The sequence below is a fragment of the Shimia thalassica genome, assembly GCF_001458215.1.
Lineage (GTDB): Bacteria > Pseudomonadota > Alphaproteobacteria > Rhodobacterales > Rhodobacteraceae > Shimia > Shimia thalassica.
On the sequence record NZ_CYTW01000001.1, the window covers coordinates 511,427 to 524,800 of the forward strand.

Annotated in this window: 10 protein-coding genes; 6 read left to right on the forward strand and 4 right to left on the reverse strand. The window is 54.3% G+C overall.

The genetic code is table 11. From position 1 onward, the window contains the following. Positions 1-169 precede the first annotated feature (169 nt). Positions 170-2,449: an adenosylcobalamin-dependent ribonucleoside-diphosphate reductase gene (locus PH7735_RS02355; RefSeq protein WP_058309720.1), complete on the forward strand. Its 2,280-nt coding sequence runs from the start codon at positions 170-172 to the stop codon at positions 2,447-2,449. 298 nt (positions 2,450-2,747) lie between these two features. Continuing rightward, on the forward strand, positions 2,748-3,839 hold the full coding sequence (locus PH7735_RS02360; RefSeq protein ID WP_058309721.1) for a mechanosensitive ion channel family protein: 1,092 nt from the start codon (positions 2,748-2,750) through the stop codon (positions 3,837-3,839). Between the two features lie 18 nt (positions 3,840-3,857). Here PH7735_RS02360 and PH7735_RS02365 read toward each other — a convergent pair whose 3' ends face one another. The 3 genes from PH7735_RS02365 to PH7735_RS02375 form a co-directional block, all read right to left on the reverse strand. Beyond that, a complete protein-coding gene (locus PH7735_RS02365; RefSeq protein WP_058309722.1) occupies positions 3,858-4,319 on the reverse strand; it encodes a phage holin family protein in 462 nt (153 codons plus the stop codon). 10 nt (positions 4,320-4,329) lie between these two features. After that, entirely contained in the window at positions 4,330-4,590 is a 261-nt protein-coding gene (locus tag PH7735_RS02370; RefSeq protein WP_058309723.1) for a hypothetical protein, read from the reverse strand. Positions 4,591-4,750: 160 nt separating this feature from the next. Further along, entirely contained in the window at positions 4,751-5,998 is a 1,248-nt protein-coding gene (locus PH7735_RS02375; protein ID WP_058309724.1) for an AI-2E family transporter, read from the reverse strand. 220 nt (positions 5,999-6,218) lie between these two features. Here PH7735_RS02375 and cls point away from each other — a divergent pair, with 220 nt between their 5' ends. After that, positions 6,219-7,625, forward strand: a complete 1,407-nt coding sequence (gene cls / locus PH7735_RS02380; RefSeq protein ID WP_058311101.1) for a cardiolipin synthase — start codon at positions 6,219-6,221, stop codon at positions 7,623-7,625. A gap of 4 nt (positions 7,626-7,629) precedes the next feature. On the opposite strand, the gene PH7735_RS02385 is transcribed toward cls, so the two are convergent. Beyond that, the gene (locus PH7735_RS02385; RefSeq protein ID WP_158503164.1) at positions 7,630-9,561 is read right to left on the reverse strand and encodes a capsular polysaccharide export protein, LipB/KpsS family; all 1,932 of its coding nucleotides are present in this window, start codon (positions 9,559-9,561) and stop codon (positions 7,630-7,632) included. 471 nt (positions 9,562-10,032) lie between these two features. On the opposite strand from PH7735_RS02385, the gene PH7735_RS02390 reads away from it, so the two are divergent. The 3 genes from PH7735_RS02390 to PH7735_RS02400 all read left to right on the forward strand — a co-directional run bounded on the left by PH7735_RS02390 (position 10,033) and on the right by PH7735_RS02400 (position 13,352). Beyond that, the gene (locus PH7735_RS02390; RefSeq protein WP_058311102.1) at positions 10,033-11,097 is read left to right on the forward strand and encodes a Hint domain-containing protein; all 1,065 of its coding nucleotides are present in this window, start codon (positions 10,033-10,035) and stop codon (positions 11,095-11,097) included. Positions 11,098-11,487: 390 nt separating this feature from the next. After that, entirely contained in the window at positions 11,488-12,108 is a 621-nt protein-coding gene (gene rpsD / locus PH7735_RS02395; protein WP_058309726.1) for a 30S ribosomal protein S4, read from the forward strand. Between the two features lie 236 nt (positions 12,109-12,344). Beyond that, on the forward strand, positions 12,345-13,352 hold the full coding sequence (locus tag PH7735_RS02400) for a serine hydrolase domain-containing protein (protein WP_058309727.1): 1,008 nt from the start codon (positions 12,345-12,347) through the stop codon (positions 13,350-13,352). Positions 13,353-13,374 lie beyond the last annotated feature (22 nt).

Genomic DNA, 13,374 nt, shown 5'->3' on the forward strand with positions numbered 1-13,374 from the left:
CCTCTATATTGTAGGTCGGTTGTTGGTATGGGCAAGGTATTGTGGTACATTGGCCTCTCACGACTAAAAATAATCCCATACGCCGTCGATTTGTCGTTGAGAATGCCCGTCGTCGCGTAGTAATCAGACCGCCACTCAAGCTGCCACCGAAAACGACAGGATTCGAAATATGACTCGATTTGCCGCCCCCATCGCAGAACAGATCTGGGATATGAAATATCGCTTCAAGCAGGCGGACGGCAAACCGATCGACCAAACCGTTGAGGATTCCTGGCGCCGTATTGCGCGCGATCTGGCGAAGGTCGAAAAACAGCCCGATGTCTGGGAAGAAAAATTCTATAGCGCATTGGAAGATTTCAAATATCTGCCTGCCGGCCGCATCACGGCGGGGGCGGGCACTGCGCGTAATGTGACCCTGTTCAACTGCTTTGTTATGGGCACGATTCCGGACAGCATGGCAGGTATTTTCGATATGTTGAAAGAAGCTGCGCTGACCATGCAGCAAGGTGGCGGCATCGGCTATGATTTCTCGACCATCCGCCCCCGTGGCGCGGATGTAAAAGGCGTGGCTGCAGATGCGTCCGGCCCGCTGTCCTTTATGGATGTTTGGGATGCGATGTGCCGCACAATCATGTCCGCTGGATCCCGCCGCGGTGCGATGATGGCAACCATGCGCTGTGACCATCCGGATATCGAATATTTCATCACGGCGAAATCCGATCCCGCACGGCTGCGTATGTTCAACATGTCTGTGCTTGTGTCCGATGCCTTTATGGAAGCGGTCAAGAATGACGGTTCATGGGAACTGAAATTCGGTGACAAGGTGTACAGCACTATTGAGGCCCGTGATCTTTGGAACAAGATCATGCAGTCGACCTATGACTATGCCGAGCCGGGCGTGATTTTCATCGACCGCATCAACACAATGAACAACCTCAATTATTGCGAGGATATCTCGGCGACAAACCCATGTGGTGAACAACCATTGCCGCCATATGGTGCCTGCTTGTTGGGGTCGATCAATCTGGCCCGTCTGGTATCAAACCCGTTTGAAGCGAACGCCGAACTGAACGATGAGGTCCTGAACGATCTGGTCGCCACAGCCGTGCGCATGATGGACAATGTTGTCGACGCCTCGCGGTTCCCATTGCCCGAACAGGCACAGGAAGCCCAGAATAAGCGCCGTATCGGTCTCGGTGTTACGGGATTGGCTGACGCGCTCTTGATGCTTGGTCTGCAATACGGCAGCGAAAAAGCTGCGGTTCAGACCGAAGTCTGGATGAAGGCGATTGCGCGCGCGTCCTATTTGGCGTCTGTCGAGTTGGCAAAAGAAAAAGGCGCGTTCCCGCTGTTTGACAAAGACAAATACGTCAACGGTGGTCTGGTCGCGCATATGGATGACGACGTGAAAGAGGCGATCGCGGAACATGGTATCCGCAACGCGCTTTTGACATCGATCGCCCCGACCGGCACGATCAGCCTTTATGCGGGCAACGTGTCTTCGGGTATCGAGCCGGTGTTTGCTTATGCCTACACACGCAAGGTTCTGCAAAAAGACGGCAGCCGCACCGAAGAAGAAGTTGTGGATTACGCGGTCCAGATGTGGCGCGACAAATTTGGCGACAAAGAGCTTCCCGACTATTTCGTCAACGCCCAGACCTTGGCGCCGGCGGCACACGTCCGGATGCAGGCCGCCGCGCAGAAATGGATCGACTCGTCGATTTCCAAAACCATCAACTGCCCCGAAGACATCTCTTTCGATGAATTCAAAGACGTGTACATGCAAGCCTGGGATACGGGCTGTAAGGGCTGTACCACCTATCGTCCCAATGATGTGACAGGCTCGGTTCTGGCTGTGTCGGAAACCGCTGAAAATGCACCGGGTGAAAAGCCAGAAGATCACGTGACAGACGGTGAAGTCATTTATATGTCAGAACCACTCGAGCGTCCGCAGTCTTTGGAAGGCGCGACCTACAAGCTGAAATGGCCTGACTCAGAGCACGCGATTTATCTGACGGTGAATGATGTCATTATCAACGGCCACCGCCGTCCGTTCGAAGTGTTCATCAACTCCAAAAACATGGAGCACTATGCATGGACGCTTGCTTTGACCCGAATGATTTCGGCTGTATTCCGTCGCGGCGGAGATGTGTCCTTTGTTGTGGAAGAGTTGAAAGCCGTATTTGATCCACGCGGTGGCGCATGGATGGAAGGCAAATATATTCCTTCGATCCTTGCGGCCATTGGCGGCGTGATCGAGCGTCACATGATCAACATCGGCTTCATCGAAGGCGAAGGCATGGGACTCAAGACCGACCCAAAGGCCGAGGTCATCGCGGTAGGTGAAGCACCACGTGGCAAAGCCTGCCCCAGCTGCGGTCAATTCGACATGCGCATGATCGAAGGCTGCATGACCTGCGGAAGCTGCGGTCACTCTAAATGCGGATGATCCGTTAGGGGCAGGATTATCAGCCCCTGCTAAATTTTCAATTTTGCGCGTCCCCTTCAAGTGTTGGGGGCGCGTATTTTTTTGGTGACAACATCATCTGGCTGACTGGAGTCTGCTCTTCCTCAAAAAGGGGCAAGCGCAGGGTTTGACTATGCCGTTTGGGTCACTTGGCTCTTTCTCGCGACTTTTGAAAGAAGCGGACAATTGTGAAAACAGGTTGTATGCTGGTCTTCTTGATGCCTCCTTTTGGGAACGAGCAGGCCAACAACCGATGCGCAAATGGAAGCAATAGAACCTCATGTCCTTGATTGATGCTGTCACCAACCTTGTTTCGAGAGTTCAGGTATGGCTTTCCTCTGCGGACCAAACGGGGCTGGCAGTGTCCATTGTTCTGGTTTCGATTGTGTTCGGATTCCGCAAGCCCGTTGCGAAAATGGTGATATGGGCGCTGGATCGGTTGATGACCCGCCTCTCTGTCGGTCTCTCGGATCAGACAAAAGCTGCATTGGTTGTGCCGACCTCTGTCTTGATTGTGACTTTGTCCCTGTTTTTGACGCTGGACGTTTTGCAGTTTCCACCGTTCGCGGATTCACTTGTTCGACGCATTTTGACTTCGGTCGCCGTTTTGGCCGTGTTTTCCGGTTGGTATAATCTCTGTGGTCCTTTTGTGTCGCTTTTGAGCGGCGATAGCCGGCTTGACCTGAAAATGGAGAGCGGCTGGATGGAACGTGTCGCGCGGTTTGGTGTGGTTCTGTTCGGGATCACGGCTCTGCTGACGGTCTGGGAGGTCGATATTGCTTCGGCTCTGACGGGTGTTGGGGTTCTTGGCGCGGGGCTGGCCATCGCCACGCAGGATCTTATCCGCAATCTGGTCGCCGGAATGAACAACATCAGCGAAAAACGCTTTTCCGTCGGGGATGTCGTTCAAATCGAAGGCGCGTTTATTGGAACCGTCGAGAAGATTGATCTACGGTCTACGCTTTTGCGGGGGTTCGATCAGATCCCGCGCTATATCCCGAATTCGGAATTATCGAACGCGGTGGTTTTGAACTATTCCCAGCGCAGCAACCGGCGTGTGTTGCTGAGCATTCCGTTTCTTCTTTCAACGACCCCCGAACAACTGTCCGGCATTTGCGACGGGTTGCGGGTTCACCTTAAAACAAGCGGTGACTTCGATACCTCGGAAGAGGCGCCGCAGTACGTCTACGTAGAAGGCTTGTCCGACAGCGCAATTCTGGTGATTTTCTATGCGTGGACCACGACGCCCGACTATGAAAACTCGTTGCGAGTGAATGAAGCACTGACGCTCAAAATCCTCGAACTCTCTCAAGAGTTCGAGGCTTCGTTGGCTTATCCGACACAGACGATTGAAATGGCCAAACCCGACTGAGATCGAGCGTTCAGACGATCAGCTTTTGATATTCTTGATCACGGCCTTTGCGACTGATCCCGCGATGCCGGGGGCAATTGCGCCCAGCGGGTCGCGGGCCATGCCTTTGATGGCATCGGTTGTTGCCTTGGCTTCGTTGGCAGCGGCACGAAGCTCTGCTTCGATATCCTCAAGCGCCATGTCGCGCACTTCCACAACGGGGGCCGTTTCCTGCTCGACGTTGGATTTTCCGGCGAGTGAAACCAGCATTGCGGCAACTACCAGATTTGCGATCGAAATGATTAAGGCTGCTGTTGGTTGAGACATCGACGCAGACAGGGCCAGAAAAGCCGACACATTCAGCATTATCAACCCGACGCCCGCTGCAATTCCGGCTGCTGCCATCATGCCGGTTTGTCGTCGCAATACCGCAAGGTGTCGTTGGGCGATCAGACGCTCAGAGCGTAAAACGATGGAGATATTTCTTGAGATACGGTTCATGGAGTATGTCCTATTTCGAGCGGCCGATCATATAGCCGATAGCAAAGGCGCCGAATGCAAGCAGCAAAGGCTGTTTGTGCGGGAACTCTTCAAGGTGGGTCATGACCTCGGAGATTTCTTTGTCCCAATCGATCGGGGCTTCTGCTGGGGGCGCGTCTTCGGTCTGGGTGGAAGGCACCTTCTCTTCAGGCTCGGCCTGTTTTTCAGGGCGTTGGTCCAACTGCTTTTTCAGCTCTGCCAACTCTGCTTCAAGTTCCGCTTTGGTTGCCACTTTCCTTCCCCTCTTTTTGTTGGTTTGCACCTGCCGTGAAAGGATCGACTTGGATCCCAATATGGCGATGCGACGGGCGGGCTGGGATGCCTGCTTTATCCAATCGTGATTGTCCGGCTCCGGCTTTGCCAAGTAAATTACTTGCTAGAGCGTCCGGCAATCAGGAATCACGATTATGAAAATCTTGTCTTAACTCTTCTACTTCCTTTTCCAAATCCGCTTTTGACGCAGTCAGCTTGAATTCCGGGTTGCGTTCCTGCGGCGGATCAGAGGCGGGCACAGTGTCGGTTTCCGGCTCTGTCGGACCTTCGTCAGCCGCATCCGAGAATTCCCCCCAGACCGTGATCAGCAATCCCGCCAGTACGGGCCCCAAGATAAGGCCCGCAGCACCAAACGCTGCAAGGCCGCCGAGTGTGCTCACGAAAATCCAGAGGTCGGACATTTGCGCGTCTCGTCCGACAAGGCGGGGCCGCAGCACGTTGTCGATGGTGCCAACGACCAAGCCCCCCCAAAGCCCCAAGGCGATGGCGGGAACTGTTTCGCCAGAAAACCCGAGATAGATCGCGCCCCCGATCACAATCGGTGTCGCGCCCACAGCGGGAACAGCCGCAAGGATCATCATAATGACGGCCCAGAAAACGGCACCATCAAACCCTGCCAGCCAGAATCCCATACCGCCAAGTGCACCCTGGATGACACCGATCACCAAGGATCCCTTGATGGTGGCGCGGCTCACGGAAATGATCTTGGAAGACATCGCGGACTGCAATTCATGTGGCAGGCCCGAGTATGTCAAAATCTGTTCAAATACAGAGCGCTTCATCGGCAAAAAGAAGAACATTGCATACAGGAAGGTAAACAAGCCAACAAAGAAGCTGGCCGTCCCGTTCGTCACATGCGCGAGCGATGACACCAGAAAAGAGGCCAGCTTGCCTAGAAGCTCTGTGGCCTTTTCATAGAGTTGCGGGCCTGCGTTTTCGAGCTCATCCCCATAAGGAAGCCACTCGGGTGTCTCGAGCGTTCCAGCCTTGAGCGCATTCACATCCTCGGAAAGTACTTCCAGCAATCCGCTCGAATCCGCGATGACAACAGAGGCCTGTGTCCCTGCAAGGTAGGCGACACTGAGCATCGGCACGATCACCAGAATGATGCCAATCAAAAGCGTTAAACCGCTTGCCGGTCCTTCACGCCCTCCCACCAGCGCAAGAATCTTGAGATACAAAGGGCGTGCAAGAGCCGCGCAAATGCCAGCCAGCATGAGCGGGATCAGAAACGGCTTGGCAACATCAATGAAGAAAATTGATATGAGCAAGGTCGCAGCAAACACAGAAACGGTGCTGAGGCTAAGTGACGACAGATTAAACTTTTCTGGCCCGTTTTCGTGGTGCTGTTGGCTTTTGTCGCCCATCCTTGTCCCCCAAAGTATGTCCTGACGACGATAGGGGGCGAAAGCCTGCTTGTCGACGACTACCGGATCGCCTTCGCAGGCGCGGCGCAGGTCCGTCAGGGTTCTCGGGCCGCGAGCGCGCGCCAGTGATTTACCTTGCCAGCAAGGTGGTGGCACGATCTAGTTGCAAGGGCGCGTCAAAACGGTGCCGCATATTTGCGGGCCAGAAAGCGAGGTTGTTATGGTTAGTCTTTCATTGGCACTTTTGATTGCGCTTGAGGCTGTCGCGATTTGGTTTGCATGGCGTGCGATTGCATCTGCACGAACCTCGCAAGGGGCCATCGGGTGGGTCGTGTTTCTGATTGCGGCGCCATATTTAGGTGTGCCTTTGTACCTGTTCCTCGGGCACCACAAATTCAAAAGTTACATCAAGGCCCGCAAAAGCAGCGAAGAGGTTATCGATGGTCTAAGGACCTATCGTGAAGCCAATGCGCCGGTTGTACCGCCAAAATTTCCTGTCGGCGCACTGGAAGAGATTTCCGATCTGCCGGTTGTCCGCGGCAACGACATGACGCTTCTGACCGATGGGGCTTCCACATTCAAAGCCATCTTTTCAGCGATAGACAATGCACAAAGCTATGTGCTGGTTCAGTTCTATATCGTGAAGGATGACGACTTGGGGTGTGCCCTGCGTGTCAGGATGATCTCGGCGGCAAAACGTGGCATCAGCGTCCGGTTCGTCTGTGACCCGGTTGGCAGTGTCAAACTCTCACAGGGTTACCGCGATGATCTGACTGCGGCCGGGGTCGAGGTCGTCGAGCCAAGCAAAATGCGCGGTCCCAAAAACCGCTTTCAGCTCAATTTCCGTAATCACCGCAAAACCGTCATCGTGGATGGAACAACTGCTTTTACCGGTGGGTTCAATGTGGGCGATGAATACATGGGGCGTGATCCGAAGTTTGGAAACTGGCGCGACACGCATGTCATGATGTCGGGCCCTGTGGTGGCGCAGTTGCAATTGATTTTCGCTGAAGACTGGCATTGGGCAACCGGCGAGACCTTGATCGATCCGTTGAACTGGCAAACCGAACATGCACCGGCAGACAAGTCCGCAATGATCGTGCCAACGGGCCCCGGGGATGAAATGGAAACCGGTGCCTTGTTTTTCTTTACCGCGATTGCCAATGCCCGAAAGCGGATCTGGATTGCGTCGCCCTATTTTGTGCCGGATGTCGATGTCCTGACCGCGCTAAAGCATGCCGCGCTTCAGGGCGTCGATGTGCGCATTCTTGTTCCGGAAGTGATCGATCACAAAATCCCCTGGCTTGCGGCCTTTGCATACTTTGACGAAATCCGCGAAGCCGGAGTGCAGGTGCTGCGATATAATGACGGCTTCATGCACCAAAAGGTTTTGGTTGTTGATGACCACATGGCGGCCATCGGTACCACGAATATGGATATTCGGTCTTTCAGATTGAACTTTGAAACCATGGCGGTGTTTTTTGACAAACAGGCCGCCCAATCCGTCTCCGACATGTTCGAAGCCGATTTCAAAAAGTCCTTCGTTTTGGAAGAGACTCTGGCCGAACAGCCAAGGCATATTCGAACCGGTGCACCGATTGCGCGCCTGTTTTCGCCAGTGCTGTAACGCTCTAGCGGGTCGTGGCCTGCGCGAGGTACGCCGCAATCGCGATCCTGCCTTGGGATTGAACCGTCGGAGTGTCGTAGTCTTCAACAAATCGATTGAAGAGTTGCTCTCCGATGAAGAAGGGCAGGGTCGTGCGTTTCTCTGCGTCTTGCAACAGATTGCCGGACAGGAACGCCTTCCAATCGGGAGAGTTGATGCCAAATAACGTTTCCGGCGTGTTGAGGCCATCGTGCAGCTGTTGCCAGACAAGGAACCTTGCAGCTTCTCTTGCCACGGCCATCCAGCATTCCCCCTGGATGTCCACGCCATAAATCACGCCCTTGTGGAAGTGGGCATTTATCCCGACAAAATCGCCGTGGGTTGCGGCCTGCATGACCCGCGCCCCCTTCACGGTGTCGTTCATACGTATGAGAGCCGAAAGCAATGCGTCTATGGCTGTCTTGTCCTCGGGGTCGTCAATGTGGTCCAGCGGCTTTCGGGAAAGCTCTTTGATCCAATAACCGGGACCAAAGGCTGTTTGCCGGTTTCTGGCGCGCGTATAGGTTTCGATCCAATCGGCGCTGTGTCGAAACAACTTGGCCCGCGATGCGCCTTTGGATTCTGAAATCTTTTCTTCCAGCCGTTTTCCGGGGGCATGGCTCAGCACGACAAGGCCTTCTTCAGGCCATGCCATCAAACAGCGGTTGGCCTGACAGGTTTCTTGCGTGAATACGTTTTCGAGGTAGTCCAGTTCACCTTTCAGGCTTTGAACGGTGTGGGTGGAGTCCGCGCCTGCGAACTTTTTGACGATGACTTTTTCGCCGTTAACGCGTCCCAGATAAACCTGACTGGTTGGGGCAAACTTCAAAACCCGCCGAATGTCGGCATCCTGAACTTCGGGAAATTGCAAAAGGGCTGCCTGAACCGCGTCCGCGGCTTGTTTCTTTCTGGCGATGCGTTGGGCCCAAGAGGTCTCTTGCGTCTCCTGCGCCGCCAAGCGGGCGCCGTCAAATCCCGACATCGAGAACCTGCGCATCAGTTTTTCTTCAAGAGCATCATCGTCCAAGGAAAAACAAAAGGTGTTAAAATACCTGTAAAGGAAGCGGGCATAGTCAAAAGTGCTGGCCAAGGCCTTGGGAAGCATCGCAGAAAATTGGTCCGGGGTTTCAACCGTATGACACACATGATGGAAATCAGATTGCCCAAACAGGATGGCTGGCTTGCTGTGCAAAAAACCCTCAATAGACACAGCTGAATTAAAGCTGACGGTGACGGCACAGGCGGCCAGAATATCATGGATGTTTGCGTCGGTTGGCAAAACATCCAGACCTTCCTGAAGAAGTTTGAAGATCAGTTCGGACTCTTCGCGAATGTTTGCACTTGGGTGGGCTTTGACGACGACGGTGCGGCCATCAGCCTTTTGCGCAACAGTGCGCAGCATGGTTTCGGCGTCGCAAAATGCGGTGCCTTGTGTCTGAGGGAAATCACCCTGAAGGAAGACTGCGATACACCCTTCTGGAATTTCGGTGAATTCCTTTTTCGGGCTGTATCTGGATCGGCGTTTCAGAACCAGTTTTTCGACAAGACCGGCAAAAAACAGATTGGCCTTTTCGGCATCTACATCATCCGCTCGGAATTCCGCATCAGCGGCGCTGCTTTTGGCAAGCACTCCTTTCGGGTCCAGATGATAGAATGGCGGCAGGTAGGCGAGCGTCGCGTTCAGGGCGTTCTCTTGAGTGACCGCGCCATTTTCAATGATGTGCAGATTTTCGGCTTCCAGAAGGTTTGACCAATCCGACACTTCCGGATCGCGCAGGGCTTCCTCGCGGCGACGCACGTCTACCGTGACACCACGTTTCTCAAGGGTTTTGCCAATGGCTTTGAACAATCTGAGGTGGGGACGTTCTGCGTAACTGTCGGTGAAACGCCCCGGAAGATGAAAAACCACCTTTGCCATTTTCTGGTTCATTTTGTGCAATCTGTTTGTGCCTTGAGCTGGGGTCACGTTACAGGACGGGTTCGGAATGTCACGCTTTGCCTGCGGCCATAAACTTCGGCGGAAAAGAGCGTTCCGCCCGACCGCCCGACCATTCCCGCTTTAGGTGGCGGCGTCTAGGCTGGTGCTACTTTTTTGGGCTTTGCAGCACTTTTGGACGATAGAAAACTCTGACCGTTTGTCGAGATGCGCGTTGGTATCGAGATCTCGGCGTGGCGATGCACATCAGCGTGAAAAGGGGGGTGTTTTTTAAGGATTAGCGTGGCTTGGAAGGGAAATAATAGCATGGCGCGCAGGGCAGGTTTTTGCCCCCCTCAACATTAATGTCGATTTCTAAACACACATTATGAAAAAACTTTTTGGGACTTTTCAGATAGAATCGCCTCTGTTAATCTTTACCCAATAAAAAAATAAATGGCAGGTTATCAGGCAATGAAGACGGGCTTTCTAGGCACGTTTGTCATCTCCTGGTCGCAAACAGAAGTAGATGGCCTTGAGGCCGCACCGATGCAGTCGCTCGAAACGGGCGCGGTGTGGTCGTGGCGTGGGGAAGCCGTACGCGTAGACGGGCCCACTGAGCTATTGCGTCTAGATGTGGCCGAAGGCGAGGCAAACATCCGGAAAAGGGCCGCCCGTATGGTACGACGGCTGGTTGGGGCAGCTATCGATCAAACGCGGCGGATTGAAGATATCGAGGTTGAGGAACCATTGATTGATGGCGGTTTCGTCGTCACCAATGGTGCGCAAAGTTATACGGTAACTGTGATCGAGGTCGAAGGAAGTCAGCCGTTGCTGATGTTCCTTGATGATGTGCCTCCGCGCAACACCGAGCTTTGGGTGGTTCACCACACATTGGATGCTTTGGACAACAACCAGACAACCGGTCCCGCGACCGGCGGTGTGATTTGTTTTACACCCGGCACGCGCATACTGACCCCGGATGGGCCACGTCTTGTGGAAGATCTGCGTGAGGGTGACAAAGTTCAAACCAAAGACAACGGCGCAGAAGAAGTGTGCTGGATCGGCAGCCGCCGCATGACCGGCGCACGCTTGTTTGCAATGCCAAAACTGCGTCCGATCCGCATCCGGGCAGGGGCCCTCGGGATCGAGCGTCCCGATGAAGAGCTGGTCGTGTCCCCTGAACATCGAATGCTGTTGAAAGGGCACGCTGCACGCGCCTTGTTCAACACACCCGAAGTTCTGGTGTCGGCACGCGAGTTGGTGAATGGTTCGAATGTCGCGATCGATTATGCGCTGAAAGAAGTGACATATGTTCATTTGCTTTTGCCCAGCCATCAGATCATCTGGGCGAACGGTGTAGAAACCGAAAGCTATCATCCCGCAAACGCAGCTTTGTCGACATTGACAGACGGCGACAGGGCGCGACTGCTCAAAATGATGCCGGATCTGGAAATCGATCTGAACAGCTATGGCGCCTACGCACGGCGTAACCTAAGCACCAGCGAAGCTGCGATCCTGAAACACGAAGCAGCCTAGTATCAAAACTTTGGTGTGACAAAGAATGCCCCGCTTTTGGCGGGGCTTTTACTTTTTGCGCCTTTTTGACAAACGGAGAGCTGTCTCGTATCGGGCCTTACAGGTTGCACAGCCCTGTGCGGTATGTGGGGAGGGACTGCCTTGCCGTCTGGCTGTGAAGGGCCAAGGCTCTTGAATCATGCACATCCTTGGACCAAGCGAGATGAGTAGGACCAAGGGCAAAATGGCGTAGGGCAAGTTCCTTTTAACAGTCGCTTGACTCTCCGTTGGCCTCGTCTATAAGCGCGGCTTCATTGGTGTTGGTGGCCCTCGCAAGAGGATGCCTGTCACGTCGGCAAAATCCGGCGAGAGGACAACGCCCTTCGAAACCTGAACGAAGGAGATCAGCAGATGACAAAAAGAACTGCTGCCAAGTACAAGATTGATCGCCGCATGGGCGAAAACATTTGGGGCCGCCCCAAATCCCCAGTAAACCGTCGTGAATATGGCCCCGGCCAGCACGGTCAGCGCCGCAAAGGCAAGATGTCGGACTTCGGTCTGCAGCTGCGTGCCAAGCAGAAGCTGAAAGGCTACTACGGCGACATGACCGAGAAATCGTTCCGTCGTATTTATGCCGAAGCCGAGCGAGTTAAAGGCGACACCGGTGAAAACCTGATCGGTCTGCTCGAGCGTCGTCTGGACGCTGTTGTTTACCGCGCCAAGTTCGTTGCGACCGTTTTTGCTGCACGCCAGTTCGTGAACCACGGCCACGTCAAAGTGAACGGCAAGAAAGTCAACATCGCGTCTTACCGCGTTAAAGAAGGCGACGTGATCGAAGTTCGTGACCGTTCCAAGCAGTTGGCTGTTCTTCTGGAAGCTGTTGCTCTGCCCGAGCGTGACGTTCCTGACTACATCGATGTAGATCACTCGAAAATGACCGCTACTTTCGTTCGCGCCCCTGGCCTGTCGGACGTTCCTTACCCGGTCGTTATGGAACCCAACCTGGTGGTTGAATTCTACGCGAAGAACTAACGTCTGTTAGGTACCTTCGCCGAAAAGCACTGATATTAGAAAAGCCGCTCCATCTGGGGCGGCTTTTTGCTGTTTACGGGTACATTTCTTGCGGTGGGGGCAGGGTTGCGCGTTGCTCCTGTTGGGGCGACTCAAACCGGGCAGTGCGCTGCAAAGATGTCATTTGCCCCACTTGTCTGGGTGTCCGCTTTCCCTGACTATGGCAAACGACACGTCGTATACGCAAAGTTGAAAACATGTTGCCACTGGGCGCAATCCGCGAGTTCCGCGAAGCCAAACCTGATATCGCGATGGGGGTTGGCCTTTCTCGGGGTGAAAATCCGCCAGAGATATTCTGCGAAGGACCGCTTTGGAGCGGGGACGAAGAGCAAGTTGGCCAAGACGCACGCTGGCATATCGGCTCGATTACAAAGTCGATGACGTCAACACTGGTCATGCAACAGGTGGATCGGGGCAATCTTGATCTGGCGCGTCCGGTTGGCGAATACCTTGCCAATGTCGATGAGGTTCATCTCGGCTGGCGGGCGATAACCCTTTTGCAGGTGTTAAGCCACACGGGCGGTCTTGCCGCCAATCCCCCCTTTTGCCAGTTCCGGAAGTGGCGCGATTTGGGCTCCGCGATTGGGCGGCGACGGGTTCTGGAAGAAGCTTGGAGAAAGCCGCCAAAATTTCGAACTGGAACGCATCGCTATTCGAACCTCGGGTATATGCTGGCTGGCCTCGTTCTTGAGGACGTGTTGAAGATGCCGTGGGAGGACATTCTGCTTCAACACATCGCAAAGCCGCTGGGATTAACGAGCCTGGGTTTCGGAGCACCTACCGGTCAGTCCGATCCCAAGGGGCATCAGAAGCGGTTCTTCCGGCTTCGACCGATGTGGCGCACCGATGTCGCCTCTGACAATCCGCGTTGGCTTGGCCCTGCGGGGACGATCCATATGTCTATGAAGGACATGCTGGCTTATGGAAGGGCGCACCTGAACGCGCTGCGGGGCGCGCATCCGGAATTCCTGTCACAAGACAGCAGCATGCGTATGCAAACGCCTGTAAGCCAAAACTATGCCTTGGGATGGGTCATCGAAAAAGACATCGTTTGGCACAATGGGTCCAACACGATGTGGTATGCGCTTCTCATGATTGATCCGGAATCCGACACTGTTTTTGCGGCGACGCAAAATGCAATGATGCGGACGCAAAAAATCGATGCACTCGCGCGGAGAACACTGCGGGCTGCGCGGGGCTCTTAGAAACGGGGCATTTCGGAAGGTG

Bases quoted from the DNA above. Each gene is read 5' to 3' on its own strand.
- PH7735_RS02355 (WP_058309720.1), top strand. From the start codon at position 170: ATGACTCGATTTGCCGCCCCCATCGCAGAACAGATCTGGGATATGAAA.
- PH7735_RS02360 (WP_058309721.1), top strand. From the start codon at position 2,748: ATGTCCTTGATTGATGCTGTCACCAACCTTGTTTCGAGAGTTCAGGTA.
- PH7735_RS02365 (WP_058309722.1), bottom strand. From the start codon at position 4,319: ATGAACCGTATCTCAAGAAATATCTCCATCGTTTTACGCTCTGAGCGT.
- PH7735_RS02375 (WP_058309724.1), bottom strand. From the start codon at position 5,998: ATGGGCGACAAAAGCCAACAGCACCACGAAAACGGGCCAGAAAAGTTT.
- cls (WP_058311101.1), top strand. From the start codon at position 6,219: ATGGTTAGTCTTTCATTGGCACTTTTGATTGCGCTTGAGGCTGTCGCG.
- PH7735_RS02385 (WP_158503164.1), bottom strand. From the start codon at position 9,561: ATGGCAAAGGTGGTTTTTCATCTTCCGGGGCGTTTCACCGACAGTTAC.
- PH7735_RS02390 (WP_058311102.1), top strand. From the start codon at position 10,033: ATGAAGACGGGCTTTCTAGGCACGTTTGTCATCTCCTGGTCGCAAACA.
- rpsD (WP_058309726.1), top strand. From the start codon at position 11,488: ATGACAAAAAGAACTGCTGCCAAGTACAAGATTGATCGCCGCATGGGC.
- PH7735_RS02400 (WP_058309727.1), top strand. From the start codon at position 12,345: ATGTTGCCACTGGGCGCAATCCGCGAGTTCCGCGAAGCCAAACCTGAT.